Source organism: Streptomyces sp. NPDC048424 (assembly GCF_040651555.1).
Classification (GTDB): Bacteria; Actinomycetota; Actinomycetes; order Streptomycetales; family Streptomycetaceae; genus Streptomyces.
Genome location: NZ_JBEZKE010000004.1, coordinates 299,093 through 314,890 on the forward strand (window position 1 = coordinate 299,093; position 15,798 = coordinate 314,890).

The window sequence follows — 15,798 nt, forward strand, 5'->3', positions numbered from 1 at the left end:
GGCCGTTCCGACTTCCAGGGGGATCCTCCGCATGACCGTCACCGCGTCCGGCGACACCGCTCCGGCCGTCGCCCACTTCCGGTTCTTCGAGCTCGAAGTGGTCCGCACGCGCCGCCTCGGCCACTCGTTCCTGCGGGTCACGTTCGGCGGGGAGTCCCTCGCGGACTTCCGCTCGGGCGGCTTCGACCAGAGCCTGTCGCTCTTCCTGCCCGCGTCCGACCAGGAGCACACGGTGCTCCCGTCCACGGACGAGGCCACCTGGTTCGCCGCCTGGCGGGGGATGCCGGACGAGGAGCGGCCGGTGATGCGCTCCTACACGGTGCGCGAGCAGCGCCGTACGCCCGAGGGGGCGGTCGAGGTCGACATCGACTTCGTGCTGCACGGCGACGCGTCGCCGGCCTCCCGCTGGGCCGGGCGCGCGGTCACCGGCCGCCGGATCCTGGCCATCGGCCCGGCCGTAGCGGAGAACAAGTCCGTGCGCTTCCGGCCGTCGGCCGCCACCGACGCGATCTGGATGTACGCGGACGAGACCGCCCTGCCGGCCGCGGCCGCGATCCTGGACCGGCTGGCCGCCGGGACCCGGGTCCGGGCCTGGTTCGAGGTCCCGCACGAGGACGACCGGATCGCGCTGGACACCCTCGCCGACGCGGACATCACCTGGATCGTGCGCGAGGGCCACGGCCGGGAGCGGACCGAGCAGGTGCTGAGCGTGCTGCGCTCGGCCGAACCGCCCGCCGCCCAGGCCCCGTACGTCTGGCTCGCGGGCGAGGCCGGCACCATTCGCGCGGTGCGCCGCCACTTCGTGCAGGAACGATCCGTCGACCGCCGCGCGGTACGTTTCACCGGCTACTGGCGGCTCGGCGCGAGCGAGGAGCAGCTCCTCGCCGAGGCGTACGCCGGCAAGGCGCCGAGCGAGGACCCGGCGTCCGAGCTGTAGCCGACTGCCGTACCCCGCAGGACCGTTGAGATGGGCCCTGGCTTTGAGCCAGGGCCCATCTTCATTTGGCTTATTAGCTTAGGTTAGGCTAACCTAAACATCACACACCCCACCCTCCCCTTCTCCCCCTGCCCGGAGGAAAGTTGATGCGCTCGCATCTGCTGAATGAGACGACCGCGGACCTCTACCGGCGTTCCGTCACCGAGGGCGTCGACCGCGTCGCCGCCAAACTCGCGACCACGGAACGGCCTCACACCGGTATATCCGTCGACGAACTCGCCCCGGTCATCAACGGGATCGACCTGGACGCGCCGCTCGCGGACGCGGCGGCCGTCCTGGACGAGCTGGAAGACGTCTACCTGCGCGACGCGGTGTACTTCCACCACCCGCGCTACCTCGGGCACCTCAACTGCCCCGTCGTGATCCCCGCGGTGCTGGGCGAGGCGGTCCTCTCGGCCGTCAACTCCTCCCTCGACACCTGGGACCAGTCCATCGGCGGCACGCTGATCGAGCGCCGCCTCATCGACTGGACCGCCCAGCGCATCGGCCTCGGCCCCGCCGCGGACGGCATCTTCACCTCCGGTGGCAGCCAGTCCAACTTCCACGCGCTGCTCCTCGCCCGTGACGAGGCCTGCCGCATCGTCATGAAGCGGGCCCTGGACGAGGGCACCGAGCTCACCAAGGCCGAACTCCTCCCCAAGCTGCGGATCTTCACCTCCGAGGCCAGCCACTTCAGCGTGCAGAAGTCGGCCGCCATGCTCGGCCTCGGCTACGAGGCCGTCATCTCCGTGCCCGTCGACCGCAACCGCCGGATGGACACCGCGGTGCTCGCCCTGGAGCTGGAGGAGTGCGCCGCCGAAGGCCTCTTCCCGATGGCCGTCGTCGCCACCGCCGGCACCACCGACTTCGGGTCCATCGACCCGCTCCCCGAGATCGCCCGCCTGACCGCCGAGCACTCCGCGTGGATGCACGTGGACGCCGCGTACGGCTGCGGACTGCTGGTCTCCCCCACCCGCCGGCACCTCCTCGACGGCATCGAGCACGCCGACTCGGTCACGGTCGACTACCACAAGTCGTTCTTCCAGCCGGTCAGCTCCAGCGCGATGCTGGTCCGCGACCGCGACACCCTCAAGCACGCCACGTACCACGCGGACTACCTCAACCCGCGCCGCATGGCCGAGGAGCGCATCCCCAACCAGGTCGACAAGTCCATCCAGACCACGCGCCGGTTCGACGCGCTCAAGCTCTGGATGACCCTGCGCGTCATGGGCGCCGACGGCATCGGCTCGCTCTTCGACGAGGTCATCGACCTGGCCGCGACCGGCTGGGACCTCATCGACGCCGACCCGCGCTTCGAGGTCGTCGTCAAGCCGCAGATCTCCACCCTCGTCTTCCGCTTCCTGCCCGGCCGGGAGGTCCCCGCCGAGCTCCTCGACGAGGCCCAGCTCCACGCCCGCAAGGCGCTCTTCGCCTCCGGCGAGGCCGTCGTCGCCGGGACGAAGGTGGACGGGAAGCAGTACCTGAAGTTCACCCTCCTCAACCCGCAGACCACGACGGCCGACATCGCTGCCGTCCTCGACCTCCTCGCCGCACACGCCGAGCAGTTCCTGGGAGAATCCCTTGCCGTCCACCACTGAGACCCACGACTTCATCGGTATCGGCCTCGGCCCCTTCAACCTGGGACTCGCCTGCCTCACGGCGCCGATCGACGAGCTGAACGGCCTGTTCATCGAGTCGAAGCCGCACTTCGAGTGGCACGCGGGGATGTTCCTGGACGGCGCGCACCTGCAGACGCCGTTCATGTCGGACCTGGTCACCCTCGCCGACCCGACCTCGCCCTTCTCCTTCCTGAACTACCTGAAGGACCAGGACCGGCTGTACTCGTTCTACATCCGGGAGAACTTCTACCCGCTGCGCGCCGAGTACAACGACTACTGCCGCTGGGCCGCCGACCGGCTCGACAACGTCCGGTGGTCCACCTCCGTCACCGAGGTCACCTACGACGAGCAGGCCGGCCTCTACGAGGTCCGCACGGACAAGGGCGAGACCCACCGGGCCCGCCGCCTGGTCCTGGGAACCGGCACCCCGCCGCACGTCCCCCGGTCCTGCGAGGGCCTCGGCGGCGACTTCCTGCACAACTCCGCCTACATGCAGAACAAGGCGGAGCTGCAGAAGAAGAAGTCCATCACGCTGATCGGCTCCGGCCAGAGCGCGGCCGAGATCTACTACGACCTGCTCGCCGAGATCGACACGTACGGCTACCAGCTCAACTGGGTGACCCGCTCCCCGCGGTTCTTCCCGCTGGAGTACACGAAGCTGACGCTGGAGATGACCTCCCCCGAGTACGTGGACTACTTCCACGCCCTCCCCGAGGACACCCGCTACCGGCTGGAGACCCAGCAGAAGAACCTCTTCAAGGGCATCGACGGCGACCTGATCAACGCCATCTTCGACCTGCTCTACCAGAAGAGGATCACCATGCCGGGGCAGGTGCCGACCACCCTGCTGACCAACACCTCCCTGAACAGCACGGCGTACGACACCACCACGGGCACCTACACCCTGGGCCTGCGCCAGGAGGAGCAGGAGCGCGACTTCACCCTCGCCTCCGAGGGCCTGGTCCTGGCCACCGGCTACAAGTACCAGGTGCCCGAGTTCCTCGCCCCGGTGCGCGAGCGGCTGAACTTCGACGGCCACGGCCGCCTCGACGCCGGCCGCAACTACAGCGTCGACACCACGGGCCGCGGGGTGTACCTGCAGAACGGCACCACCCACAACCACTCCCTGACCTCGCCCGACCTGGGCATGGCCGCGTACCGCAACGCCTACATCGTGGGCGAGCTCCTCGGCCGCGAGTACTACAAGGTCGAGAAGTCCATCGCGTTCCAGCAGTTCGCAGCCCCGGAAGGCATGCACGCATGAGCACCACCGACACCCTCTTCAGCCGGACGGACGCGGCCCTCGGGACCTTCTCCATCCGTCCGCTGGACCCCTTCGCCGACGCCGAGCTGCTGCACGGGTGGGTCACGCACCCCAAGGCCTCGTTCTGGATGATGCAGGACGCCTCGCTGCCGGACGTCGAGCGCGAGTACATGCGGATCACCGCGCACGAGCACCACCACGCCTTCATCGGCCTCCACGAGGGCCGCCCGGCCTTCCTGATGGAGAGCTACGACCCGAGCGAGCTGGAACTGGTCGGCCTGTACGACGCCCAGCCCGGCGACGTCGGCATGCACTTCCTCGTCGCGCCGAGCGACCAGCCCCTCAGCGGCTTCACCCGCGCCGTGATCACCACGGTGATGGCCGCCCTCTTCGCCGACGAGGAGACGCAGCGCGTCGTCGTCGAGCCCGACGTCCGCAACACGGCGGTGCACGCCCTCAACGCGGTGGTCGGTTTCGTCCCCGAGCGCGAGGTCCGCAAGCCGGAGAAGGAAGCCCTCCTCAGCTTCTGCACCCGCGCCCAGTTCGAGGCCGCCACCGGCATCACCCAGGAAGTGTCGATATGAGCCTGGCCGACGCCGTCTCCCACCTCTCCCCCGAGCTGTGGGCCCGCGCGAACCGCGCGCTGGTCCGCAAGGCCCTCGCGGAGTTCTCCCACGAACGCCTCCTGACGCCGAAGCCGCTGGGCGACTCCTGGTACTCGGTCCTGAGCGACGACTCCACGGTGGAGTACCGGTTCAAGGCCGTCCTGCACGCCCTCGAACACTGGTCGGTGGACGAGTCCTCGGTCACCCGCCTGCAGGACGGCGCCGAGCTCCCGCTGGACGCGCTCGACTTCCACATCGAGCTGCGCGAGGCGCTGGGCCTGAGCCCGGAGGTCCTGCCCGTCTACCTGGAGGAGATCTCCTCCACCCTGGCCGGCACGGGCTTCAAGTACACGAAGCCGCAGGTCTCCTCCGACGTCCTCGCGAAGTCCTCCTTCCAGGACATCGAGACGGGCATGACCGAGGGCCACCCCTGCTTCGTGGCGAACAACGGCCGCCTCGGCTTCGGCGTGCACGAGTACCTCTCGTACGCCCCGGAGACGGCGAGCCCGGTCCACCTGGTGTGGGTGGCTGCCCGCAAGGACGTCTCCACCTTCACGGCGGGCGCGGGCCTGGACCACGACTCCTTCGTCCGCGCCGAGCTGGGCGAGGAGACGGTCGCGCGGTTCGCCGCGCAGCTGGAGGCCCTGGACCTGGACCCGGCCGACTACCACCTGCTGCCGGTCCACCCCTGGCAGTGGTGGAACAAGACCACGGTCACCTTCGCCGCCGAGATCGCCAACCGCCGCCTCGTGCTGCTGGGCGAGGGCTCGGACGCGTACCTGGCGCAGCAGTCGATCCGTACGTTCTTCAACCGGAGCGCGCCGGAGAAGCACTACGTCAAGACGGCCATCTCGGTGCTCAACATGGGCTTCATGCGCGGTCTCTCGGCCGCCTACATGGAGGCCACGCCGGCCATCAACGACTGGCTGCACCAGCTGATCGAGAGCGACGAGGTCCTGCAGTCGGTGGACTTCTCGATCATCCGCGAGCGCGCGGCGATCGGCTACCACCACCGCCAGTACGAGCGCGCCACCGACCGCTACTCGCCGTACCGCAAGATGCTGGCCGCGCTGTGGCGCGAGTCCCCGGTGAACTCCCTCAAGGGCGACGAGCGCCTCGCCACCATGGCCTCGCTCCTGCACGTCGACGCCGAGGGCAAGTCCTTCGTCGGCGCCCTGATCGAGGAGTCGGGCCTGACGCCGGCGGAGTGGCTGCGCCACTACCTGCGGGCCTACCTGGTCCCGCTGCTGCACTGCTTCTACCAGTACGACCTCGCGTACATGCCGCACGGCGAGAACACGATCCTCGTCATCGAGGGCGGCGTGGTGAAGCGGGCGATCTTCAAGGACATCGCCGAGGAGATCGTGATCATGGACCCGGACGCGGTGCTGCCGCCCGCGGTCGAGCGGATCCGCGCGGACGTCCCGGAGGACATGAAGCTGCTGTCCGTCTTCACGGACGTGTTCGACTGCTTCTTCCGCTTCCTGGGTCCGATCCTGGCGACGGAGGGCATCTGCGAGGAGGACACCTTCTGGCAGGCGGTGGCCGACTGCGCTCACGCGTACCAGGAGTCGATGCCGCAGCTCGCGGAACGCTTCGCGCGGTACGACCTGTTCGCCGAGGAGTTCCAGCTGTCCTGCCTGAACCGCCTCCAGCTGCGGAACAACAAGCAGATGGTCGACCTCTCCGACCCGTCCGCCGCGCTGCAGCTGATCGGCACCCTCAAGAACCCCGTCGCGCCCTTCGCCCGGCGGTGACCGGGGGCCGGGCAGGCGGTCGATACGGTCCCTCGACCGCCTGACCCTCCCCCTCGGCACGCGAGGCGTGTCCGCGGAGCCAGACCGGCCCTCTCCGCGGACACGCCTCGCGTGTCACCGCGGGCGTCGCCTGTACCCCCGTACCAGGCGATGCCCGCGGCCCCGGCCGGCGGGTGCGCGTCTCGCCACCCGTCCTGCCCAAGTGTGAGTCGGAGGGCGTCAGTTGTGGAGGCGATTTCTAGAAATGTTTTCTAGTTACCTCGCCCATGGAACGTCCGGGGACCGGTAGAAGCCGATGCCCTGTGCGTCGAGGCGGGGCTGCTGGGCTGCCAGCCGGCGGCTGTACGAGGCCCAGTCCAGCGAGGCCGCCGGGGACCAGCCGAGCTCCGCCAGGCCCAGGACCCGCGGGAACGCCATCAGCTCCCAGTCCGCGCGCGTCGCGACGTTCTCCGTCCACAGCGGGGCCTCCACCCCCAGGACGGCGGACTCCGGGACCCCGGCCAGGTAGGCCCCCGGGTTCCAGGAGTACGACCGCCGCACCGGTACGTACCCGGCCCACGCCAGCCCCGGCTTCGTCGCCGCCTCGTACTTCATGTCCAGATACAGCCGGTCCGCCGGCGACAGCACCAGCGGGTGGCCCGCCTTCGCCGCCGCCGCCACGGCCGCCCGGTCCGCGGCCGAGGTCTTGTCGTGGCCCCAGTACTGGAGCACCGCCCCCTGCGCCGGCCGCGCCGTCGCCAGCTGGTGCCAGGCCATCACCGTCTTCCCGTACCGGCCCACCACTTCCTGCGCCCGGTCCATGAAGGCCGCGTAGTCCGCCGCCGGCGTCACGTGCGCCTCGTCGCCGCCGATGTGCAGGTAGCGGCCGGGGGTCAGCTCCGCCAGCTCGCCGAGCACCTCGTCGATGAACTCGTACGTCCGCTCCTTGGCCACGCACAGCGAGCTGAAGCCCACCTTGGTCCCGGTGTACCGGGCCGGGGCCTTCCCGTCGCAGTTCAGCTCCGCGTAGGAGGCGAGCGCCGCGTTCACGTGCCCCGGCATGTCGATCTCCGGGACCACGTCCACGTACCGCGCCCCCGCGTAGGCCACCAGCTCCCGGTACTCGTCCTTCGTCCAGTGCCCGCCGGGCCCGCCGCCGACCTCGCTGCCGCCCCCGTACTCCGCCAGCCGCGGCCAGGAGTCGACCGCGAGCCGCCAGCCCTGGTCGTCGGTCAGGTGCAGGTGCAGCGTGTTGACCTTGTACTGGGCGAGCTGGTCCACGTACCGCTTGACCTGCTCCACCGAGAAGAAGTGCCGCGCGATGTCGACCATCGCCCCCCGGTACGCGAAGCGCGGCCGGTCGGTGACCGTCCCGCCCGGCACCGTCCCGGGCCCGGCCGCCGGCACCAGCTGGCGCAGGGTCTGCCCCGCGCGGAAGAGGCCGGCCGGGGTCCGCGCGGTGAGGGTGATCCCTTCGGGGCCGGACTCCAGCCGGTACCCCTCGTCGCCCAGCCCTTCGGCCTCCTCGTCGATCCTGAGCCGGATCCCGTCCCCCTGCGCCCCGTCGACCACCGGCAGCGGGAGCCCGCTCGGGCCGCGCAGCTGCTCCGCGAGGAGCTCACCCACCCGGCGGACCTCCTCGCCCGCGCCCCGGCCGGTACGGATGACCGTGCCCGCCCCGAAGGAGTACCCGGGCCCCTCCGCGCGCGCGGAGACCGGCGCGGGCAGCAGCCGCTCGAAGGGGGCGAGGGCCGCGGGCGGATCGTCGCCGGGTCTGGCGTCGTCCCCGTGGGCGGCGGTACAGGAGACGGAACCGCCCACGAGGCCGAGGGCCAGCAGGGCGCCGAGCGTGCGTCGCAGTCGCAGGACTCTCATGGCCCAGGTATAGGCCAACTGGCCCGTCCGTGACGGTGGGAGAATCGCCGGATGGCGGAAATCATCCAGAAGGACGGCACTTGGAGCTTCGACGGGGACGCGGTGCGCATCGTGCCGGGCCGCGACAAGGGGGTGGCGCTGTTGCGCCAGACCCTCGGCGAGGTGGTCGTACCGCTGCGCGCGCTGGCGGGGATCTCGTACGAGCCGAGCCGCAAGGCGGGCCGGCTGCGGCTGCGACTGCGTGACGGCGCGGACCCCCTGCTCCAGGTGACGGGCGGACGCCTGCCGGAGGCCTCCGACCCGTACCGGCTGACCGTGGAGTCGGACCGCAGCGGGGTCGCGGAGTACTTCGTGGACGAGGTGCGCAACGCCCTGCTGCTGGACCAGGTGGACACCGGCCCCGTGGACACCTACCTGCTGCCGGGGCCGGCCGTGCCGATCGCGGTGGGCGCGGGCGACGGTGCGGCGGCCTTCGACGGCGACCGGGTGGCCCTGGACTGGAACTGGACGACGGAAGAGGCCAAGCGCTCCGCCGGGCCGCGGGAATTCCGGATCGCCGACCTGCGCACGGTGGAGTGGTCCCCGTCGAAGGGGCTGGAGAACGGCTGGCTGCGCTTCACCCTGGCGGGCGCCCCGCCGGCCCCGGCCCCCAAGTACGACCCGCACACCGTGGAGCTCTTCGGCTTCAAGAAGGACCCGCTGATGGCCTTGGTCGCGGCGGCGGTGGCCGTACGGATGCCCCATCCGGCGGCGCCGCAGGAGGGCCCGACCGACGCGGTTGCCGCGCCCGCGGAGCTCTCCTCGGCGGGCGCCCCCGCCGAGGACCACGACGCCCTGCTGCGGCGCCTGCGCGAGCTGGGCGATCTGCACCAGGCCGGGGTCCTGACGGCCGAGGAGTTCACTGCGGCGAAACAGGCAGTTTTGCGGCGTTTCTAACCGGAGTAACCCGTTCACTGGTCCAGACCAGGGAGATCCTGCCCGGATTCGGGCAGGATCTTTGCGTTCGGCGCCGTTAGCCGCCAATATCTACGAGTGCTCGATCGCCGCCCGTCGCATGACGACCTCGTCGACCACCTGGTGCGCAGCACCGCGCTGCAGCGCGGCGAAGCCGCCCGGGTGGTACTCGACGTGCTCGCCTACTTCGACGAGACGACCGAGGAGTTCGTCCGCCGCCGCCACCGGGAACTGCAGTCCGGCGGAGCGGTGAACGCGGAGATCTTCGAGCGGATCGCGGCCGAGCTGCCGCACCGCGCCGTGGCGCCTCCGGAGCTCTCGCTCCGGCAGCTGCGCCGCATCGTCTACGGCTGAGCCGGCGGCCGCGGACGCGGCTGCGGGCGGGTACAGGAACCGAACTTCAGGAGGGGCAAAACCGTATGTGCGGAATCGTCGGTTACATCGGCAAGCGTGACGTGGCACCGCTGCTGCTGGAGGGCCTGCAGCGACTGGAGTACCGCGGATACGACTCCGCGGGCATCGTCGTGAACAGCCCGAAGGCGTCCACCCTGAAGGTGGTCAAGGCCAAGGGCCGCGTCCGCGAGCTGGAGTCCCGCGTCCCCAAGCGCTTCGCCGGCACCACCGGCATCGCCCACACCCGCTGGGCCACGCACGGCGCCCCGAGCGACATCAACTCGCACCCGCACCTGGACGCCGAGAACAAGGTCGCCGTCGTCCACAACGGCATCGTCGACAACGCCTCCGAGCTGCGCGCCAAGCTCGAGGCCGAGGGCGTCGTCTTCGTGTCGGAGACCGACACCGAGGTGATCGTCCACCTGATCGCCCGCTCCGAGGCCGAGTCCCTGGAGGACAAGGTCCGCGAGGCCGTCAAGGCGATCGAGGGCACCTACGGCATCGCCGTCATGCACGCCGACTTCGCCGACCGCATCGTCGTCGCCCGCAACGGCTCCCCGGTCGTCCTGGGCATCGGCGAGAAGGAGATGTTCGTCGCCTCGGACGTCGCCGCCCTGGTCGCGCACACCCGCCAGGTCGTCACCCTCGACGACGGCGAGATGGCCACCCTGAAGGCCGACGACTTCCGGACCTACACCACCAGCGGTGCCACCACCACCGCCACGCCCGAGACCGTGGAGTGGGAGGCCGCCTCCTACGACATGGGCGGCCACGACACGTACATGCACAAGGAGATCTCCGAGCAGCCCGACGCGGTCGACCGCGTGCTGCGCGGCCGGATCGACGACCGCTTCAACACCGTGCACCTGGGCGGCCTGAACCTGGACCCGCGCGAGGCGCGCGGCATCCGCCGGGTCAAGATCCTCGGCTGCGGCACCTCGTACCACGCGGGCCTCATCGGCGCCGGCCTCATCGAGGGCATGGCCCGCATCCCCGCCGACGCCGAGCCGGCCTCCGAGTTCCGCTACCGCAACCCTGTCGTGGACCCCGACACCCTCTACATCGCGGTGTCGCAGTCCGGTGAGACGTACGACGTGCTCGCGGCCGTGCAGGAGCTCAAGCGCAAGGGCGCCCGCGTCCTCGGCGTGGTCAACGTGGTCGGCTCCGCGATCGCCCGCGAGGCCGACGGCGGCGTGTACGTGCACGCCGGCCCCGAGGTCTGCGTCGTCTCCACCAAGTGCTTCACCAACACGGTCGTGGCCTTCGCGCTGCTCGCCGTGCACCTGGGCCGCATCCGGGACCTCTCGGTCACCGACGGCAAGCGGATCATCGAGGGCCTGCGCAAGCTGCCCGCGCAGATCCAGGAGATCCTCGACGGCGAAGAGGACATCAAGAAGCTCGCGGCCGAGTTCGCCGAGGCCAAGTCGATGATGTTCATCGGCCGGGTGCGCGGCTACCCGGTGGCCCTGGAGGCCTCCCTCAAGCTGAAGGAGATCTCCTACATCCACGCCGAGGCCTACCCGGCCTCCGAGCTCAAGCACGGTCCCCTCGCCCTGATCGAGCCCTCGCTGCCGACGGTCGCGATCGTTCCGGACGACGACCTGCTGGAGAAGAACCGCGCGGCGCTGGAGGAGATCAAGGCCCGCAGCGGCCGGATCCTGGCGGTGGCCCACCGCGAGCAGGAGAAGGCGGACCACACCATCGTGGTCCCGAAGAACGAGGACGAGCTGGACCCGATCCTGATGGGCATCCCGCTCCAGCTGCTGGCGTACCACACGGCCCTGGCCATGGGCCGGGACATCGACAAGCCGCGCAACCTGGCGAAGTCGGTCACCGTCGAGTAGCCGACGGCCCCCCGTCACACGAATCGACCCCCGTGCGCGGTGCGCACGGGGGTCGATCCCTTTGCATCTCCTTGGAGCCCTGCGGATCCCTTTGGCGCTCAGCTCGCGGCGACCGCGCCGCGCCGGGACTTGCCGACGGCCATCGGCCAGTGCGCCAGGGCCGCGGTGGCCCCGTACCAGGCCAGCAGACCGGACACGGCGGCGACCCAGCCGCCCGCCTTGGCGAGCCCGCCGCCGTCCATGAAGGAACCTATCGCCAGCAGGACGAGCGACAGGGTCAGCAGGCCGTAGACGCCCTGGCTGAACAGACCGCTCGCGGCGGCGACCGTGAGGGTCAGCGCGAGCATCGCGAACAGGACAAGAAACGTTCCGGCGGCTTCGTCGGAGACCGAAGCCCCCGCGCCCTTGGCCCACGTGAACCAGAAGATGCCGAGGCCCGCGAACGCGGTGCCGTTGAACCCGTTGCCGCCGCGGTACTCCAGGAGCCCGAGGAGGAACAGGGCCGCGCCGCCGACGTACATCGCGAGCGACACGGAGTTGGCAGCGGACACGCCGTCGATGACACCGGTGTGGCCGATACCGAACGCGAGAAGGGTGAGACCCAGGGCGATGTTCCCGAGGGTCGAAGTCGAGGCCGTGCTTCCCGCAGAGACACCATTGTCCACGGCGGGCTCCCTTCGATCTGCAGTTGTTTGCTGCGTCCCAGCAGCATTTATCTACCCTTTACACGAGGGCACAACCGCACAATCGGCTTAACAGAGGGTCACGGAATGACAACAACGGGTCGCTGTGCGCGCTTGGCGAGGCGACCCGCCACCGACCCGAAGATCCGGCCCACGATCCCGTGCGTGGAACCCACCACGATGGCGTCGGCCGAATACTCCCGGCCGACCTCCTCCAGCTCATGGCAGATGTCACCACCCCGCTCGACCAGGATCCACGGCACTTCGGCCAGATAGTCCGCGCAGGCGAGCTCCAGCCCGAGCACCTCGGTGCGGTGGTCCGGCACGTCCACGAAGACGGGCGGCTCGCACCCCGCCCACACGGTGGTGGGCAGCCGGTTGGCGACATGGACGATGATCAGACCCGATCCGGAGCGCCGCGCCATGCCGATCGCGTACGCGAGGGCACGCTCACTGGACGTGGATCCGTCGAATCCCACAACGACTCCGTGCCGGAAGGCCGGATCGCAGGGCAGGCGTGTCTGTTCCACCGCGCGCAGATCGGCGGCCGACGCGGGGTCGGCGAGGCGTTTGCGCTTGCGGTCCGCGGGTTCGGAGAATTCGTGACCGGCCATGGGTGTCTCGGCGAAGAGGTCCTTGGAGGAAGGAACAGGGGCGAAATCGGCGACGCAGGGTGACGGAGCTCTGTCCGGGAAGCATCTTCCCAAGCCCATACCCACCAGGGTACGGCGACACTCCTGTCCTGCACAGGGCTTGCCGCCCTTGGAGAGCGTCCCAGGGAGCATGCCGGAGCGAGCGCTCCTTGGCAATGACCACTGTCCCCTACAGCCAGTGACGAGTCGGGGCGCCGCCACCCGTGCGCGCAGTGACCGAGCCGCGCCGCGCGGCGTTGGACACGAGTCCGACCGTCCAGGAAGAGCCCGCAGGGAGCACGCCGTGCCCGGTCATCCGGTTCACCCCGTCCAGCCAGCTCAGCCGACGCAGTCCGTCCGGTCCCTCCAGCCCGCCGACCCGGGCCCGCACTTCACCCCGTCGCCGCGCGCGGGACGCCGCTCGTCCCTTCACCCGTCCGTGCAGTCCGCCGGGCGCGCCCATGACGACCCCGCGGGTGACGTGGTGCGCTGGGCCGCCTTCAGCTGCCTGCTCGTCCCCGTGGTCCTCGTCGTCTACGGAACCTCCTTCGGCGGGGCGGCCGTCGCGACCCTCGGCCTGCTGGCCGTGACGGCCGCGTGCAGGGTCCTGCTGCGCCACTCGGAGAAGGCGGAGCGGGCCGCGGCACGGGTCCTGGCGGACGAGCGGCCCGCGCCGTCCCGGCGCCGCCGGCACTCGCGCGGCGGGGCCGGGAACCGCCGCGGCTGCCACGGCTCCGGCGCCGGGTCCCCGCACGACTGACTCATTCGCACACCCACACACGCATGTTTTCAGCCAACTTCCCGGCAAGGTGCCCTCCTTGCCGGAATGTCCCCCCAACCCCCTCACCACCAGCGACGACGGAGCCCGGGGGGCGTAGAGGCCCTACGGGTACTGGCCACAGCCAGGGGGCGGGCTTCCCATTCGGGTAGCGGAGCGGAACGCTTACTGATCGAATGCTTTTCGCCAAGTTGAGAAGTCGACATAGCGCTGCGTGCTGAACTTGTCACGCCGACACCACGGGACGCAGTAGATTCGATCATGTATTTACGGCGGGGGATCCACGTGCAAGGCCGAGGGGAAACGTGCAGGTGCGACCAGACCAAGGAGTCGCGACACCCAAGGGGGGCTTAGCGCCATGAGCCAGGATTCCACCGCCGTCGTCACAGACGCCGGCCGGAAGCTCGCGGGGCGTCGCCGCAGGGAGATCGTCGCGGTGCTGCTCTTCAGCGGCGGACCGATCTTCGAGAGCTCCATTCCACTTTCCGTGTTCGGCATTGACCGGCAGGACGCGGGAGTTCCACGCTATCGACTGCTCGTGTGCGCCGGTGAGGACGGTCCGCTCAGGACCACCGGCGGACTCGAACTGACCGCGCCATACGGGTTGGAGGCGATCGCCCGGGCAGGCACGGTCGTCGTTCCCGCCTGGCGCTCCATCACTTCACCGCCGCCTCCCGAGGCGCTGGACGCACTGCGTCTGGCGCACGAGGAGGGGGCCCGGATCGTCGGACTGTGCACGGGAGCCTTCGTGCTCGCCGCCGCCGGTCTGCTGGACGGCCGGCCCGCGACGACGCACTGGATGTACGCGCCGACGCTGGCCAAGCGTTACCCGTCCGTCCATGTCGATCCGCGCGAACTGTTCGTCGACGACGGCGACGTGCTCACGTCCGCGGGCACCGCGGCCGGAATCGACCTGTGCCTGCACATCGTGCGCACGGACCACGGCAGCGAGGCGGCCGGGGCCCTGGCCCGCAGGCTCGTCGTGCCGCCGCGCCGCACGGGCGGACAGGAGCGCTATCTCGACCGGTCGCTGCCGGAGGAGATCGGCGCCGACCCGCTGGCCGAGGTCGTCGCCTGGGCGCTGGAGCACCTCCACGAGCAGTTCGACGTGGAGACCCTGGCGGCCCGCGCCTACATGAGCAGGCGCACCTTCGACCGCCGGTTCCGCTCGCTCACCGGCAGTGCGCCGCTGCAGTGGCTGATCACCCAGCGGGTGCTCCAGGCACAGCGGCTGCTGGAGACCTCCGACTACTCGGTCGACGAGGTCGCCGGACGCTGCGGGTTCCGCTCGCCGGTCGCCCTGCGGGGTCACTTCCGGCGGCAGCTGGGGTCCTCCCCGGCCGCCTACCGCTCCGCCTACCGGGCACGCCGGCCGCAGGCCGACGTCGCGCAGGTGGCCGAGATCTCGGGGCCGGTTCCGCACCAGCGCACTCCGCAGCCCCACCGGGCGGCGGCGGCCCTGGCCGCGGCGGGCCCGACGGTGACGGAGCTCTACGCCCCGGGCCGGGTCCTGCGGGAACACGCGTAACCCCACCACGGGTACGACGAACGGAAGGTCCCCCATCGGTCACCGCCGACGGGGGACCTTCCGCATATGCGGTCCGCTCCGCAGGGGACCGCATAAGGTGGGACACATGAACGATCGCATGGTGTGGATCGACTGCGAGATGACCGGGCTCTCGTTGACGGACGACGCACTTATCGAGGTGGCCGCACTGGTCACCGACTCGGAGCTCAACGTGCTCGGCGAAGGCGTGGACATCGTGATCCGCCCGCCGGACGCGGCCCTGGAGACCATGCCCGACGTGGTGCGCGAGATGCACACCGCCTCGGGGCTGCTCGACGAGCTGGCCGGCGGGACCACCCTCGCGGATGCCGAGGCCCAGGTCCTGGCGTACGTGCGCGAGCACGTGAAGGAGCCCCGCAAGGCACCGCTCTGCGGGAACTCGGTCGGCACCGACCGCGGCTTCCTGCTGCGCGACATGGCCGCGCTGGAGAGCTACATGCACTACCGGATCGTGGACGTGTCCTCGGTCAAGGAGCTGGCACGCCGCTGGTACCCGCGGGCGTACTTCAACAGCCCGCCGAAGAACGGCAACCACCGGGCGCTGGCGGACATCAAGGACTCCATCACCGAGCTGCGCTACTACCGGGAGGCGGTCTTCGTGCCGCAGCCCGGGCCCGACTCGGACACGGCCCGGACCATCGCCGCCAAGCACGCCGCGCCGGGCGCCTAGTACCTCCCGGAGGAGGGCGCGGGAAAGGGTGGAGCGAGCACCCTCCCGGACCCTGTACCCTTTTCTTCGGCCGGTCGGTTTTCCGACCGGACATGGTGGGTGTAGCTCAGTTGGTAGAGCACCTGGTTGTGGTCCAGGTGGCCGCGGGTTCAAGTCCCGTCACTCACCCTGCGGGAAGGCCCCGATCGCGAAGGCGATCGGG

At 70.4% G+C, this 15,798-nt stretch carries 14 protein-coding genes and 1 tRNA gene; 12 read left to right on the forward strand and 3 right to left on the reverse strand.

Going from position 1 to position 15,798, the window contains the following annotated elements; all coding sequences use genetic code 11:
* The first annotated feature begins 31 nt into the window (after positions 1–31).
* The 5 genes from AB0D29_RS08145 to AB0D29_RS08165 all read left to right on the forward strand — a co-directional run bounded on the left by AB0D29_RS08145 (position 32) and on the right by AB0D29_RS08165 (position 6,221).
* Entirely contained in the window at positions 32–937 is a 906-nt protein-coding gene (locus tag AB0D29_RS08145) for a siderophore-interacting protein (RefSeq protein ID WP_362852717.1), read from the forward strand.
* Between the two features lie 146 nt (positions 938–1,083).
* Positions 1,084–2,574 (forward strand): aspartate aminotransferase family protein, encoded by a 1,491-nt coding sequence (locus tag AB0D29_RS08150; RefSeq protein ID WP_362852718.1) that lies wholly within the window; start codon positions 1,084–1,086, stop codon positions 2,572–2,574.
* Positions 2,558–3,859: a SidA/IucD/PvdA family monooxygenase gene (locus tag AB0D29_RS08155; protein ID WP_362852719.1), complete on the forward strand. Its 1,302-nt coding sequence runs from the start codon at positions 2,558–2,560 to the stop codon at positions 3,857–3,859. Before AB0D29_RS08150 ends, AB0D29_RS08155 begins: the two co-directional genes overlap by 17 nt.
* Positions 3,856–4,443 carry a GNAT family N-acetyltransferase gene (locus AB0D29_RS08160; RefSeq protein ID WP_362852720.1) on the forward strand — a complete coding sequence of 196 codons (588 nt, stop codon included), beginning with the start codon at positions 3,856–3,858 and terminating at the stop codon, positions 4,441–4,443. The genes AB0D29_RS08155 and AB0D29_RS08160 overlap by 4 nt, the downstream gene beginning before the upstream one ends.
* Positions 4,440–6,221: an IucA/IucC family siderophore biosynthesis protein gene (locus AB0D29_RS08165; protein WP_362852721.1), complete on the forward strand. Its 1,782-nt coding sequence runs from the start codon at positions 4,440–4,442 to the stop codon at positions 6,219–6,221. Before AB0D29_RS08160 ends, AB0D29_RS08165 begins: the two co-directional genes overlap by 4 nt.
* Before the next feature lie 255 nt (positions 6,222–6,476).
* Here the strand turns inward: AB0D29_RS08165 and AB0D29_RS08170 are convergent, their stop codons facing one another.
* Positions 6,477–8,075, reverse strand: coding sequence for a beta-N-acetylhexosaminidase (locus AB0D29_RS08170; protein WP_362852722.1), 1,599 nt, complete (start codon positions 8,073–8,075; stop codon positions 6,477–6,479).
* A gap of 51 nt (positions 8,076–8,126) precedes the next feature.
* Here AB0D29_RS08170 and AB0D29_RS08175 point away from each other — a divergent pair, with 51 nt between their 5' ends.
* From AB0D29_RS08175 to glmS, 3 genes are all read left to right on the forward strand, one after another.
* Positions 8,127–9,011: a DUF4429 domain-containing protein gene (locus tag AB0D29_RS08175; protein ID WP_362852723.1), complete on the forward strand. Its 885-nt coding sequence runs from the start codon at positions 8,127–8,129 to the stop codon at positions 9,009–9,011.
* 96 nt (positions 9,012–9,107) lie between these two features.
* Positions 9,108–9,383 (forward strand): hypothetical protein, encoded by a 276-nt coding sequence (locus AB0D29_RS08180; protein WP_030008735.1) that lies wholly within the window; start codon positions 9,108–9,110, stop codon positions 9,381–9,383.
* A 65-nt stretch (positions 9,384–9,448) separates the two neighbouring features.
* Entirely contained in the window at positions 9,449–11,266 is a 1,818-nt protein-coding gene (glmS, locus tag AB0D29_RS08185) for a glutamine--fructose-6-phosphate transaminase (isomerizing) (protein WP_030388548.1), read from the forward strand.
* A gap of 98 nt (positions 11,267–11,364) precedes the next feature.
* On the opposite strand, the gene AB0D29_RS08190 is transcribed toward glmS, so the two are convergent.
* Complete coding sequence (locus AB0D29_RS08190; RefSeq protein WP_362808893.1) at positions 11,365–11,931, reverse strand: acetate uptake transporter; 567 nt, start codon at positions 11,929–11,931, stop codon at positions 11,365–11,367.
* 98 nt (positions 11,932–12,029) lie between these two features.
* Complete coding sequence (locus AB0D29_RS08195) at positions 12,030–12,563, reverse strand: universal stress protein (RefSeq protein ID WP_319722977.1); 534 nt, start codon at positions 12,561–12,563, stop codon at positions 12,030–12,032.
* 457 nt (positions 12,564–13,020) lie between these two features.
* Between AB0D29_RS08195 and AB0D29_RS08200 the strand changes: the two genes are divergently transcribed.
* The 4 genes from AB0D29_RS08200 to AB0D29_RS08215 all read left to right on the forward strand — a co-directional run bounded on the left by AB0D29_RS08200 (position 13,021) and on the right by AB0D29_RS08215 (position 15,764).
* On the forward strand, positions 13,021–13,341 hold the full coding sequence (locus tag AB0D29_RS08200; protein ID WP_362852819.1) for a hypothetical protein: 321 nt from the start codon (positions 13,021–13,023) through the stop codon (positions 13,339–13,341).
* 376 nt (positions 13,342–13,717) lie between these two features.
* Complete coding sequence (locus AB0D29_RS08205) at positions 13,718–14,887, forward strand: helix-turn-helix domain-containing protein (protein WP_030718170.1); 1,170 nt, start codon at positions 13,718–13,720, stop codon at positions 14,885–14,887.
* Between the two features lie 106 nt (positions 14,888–14,993).
* Positions 14,994–15,596, forward strand: a complete 603-nt coding sequence (gene orn / locus AB0D29_RS08210) for an oligoribonuclease (RefSeq protein ID WP_362852724.1) — start codon at positions 14,994–14,996, stop codon at positions 15,594–15,596.
* A gap of 95 nt (positions 15,597–15,691) precedes the next feature.
* Positions 15,692–15,764 (forward strand) — tRNA-His (locus AB0D29_RS08215).
* The last annotated feature ends 34 nt before the right edge of the window (positions 15,765–15,798 follow it).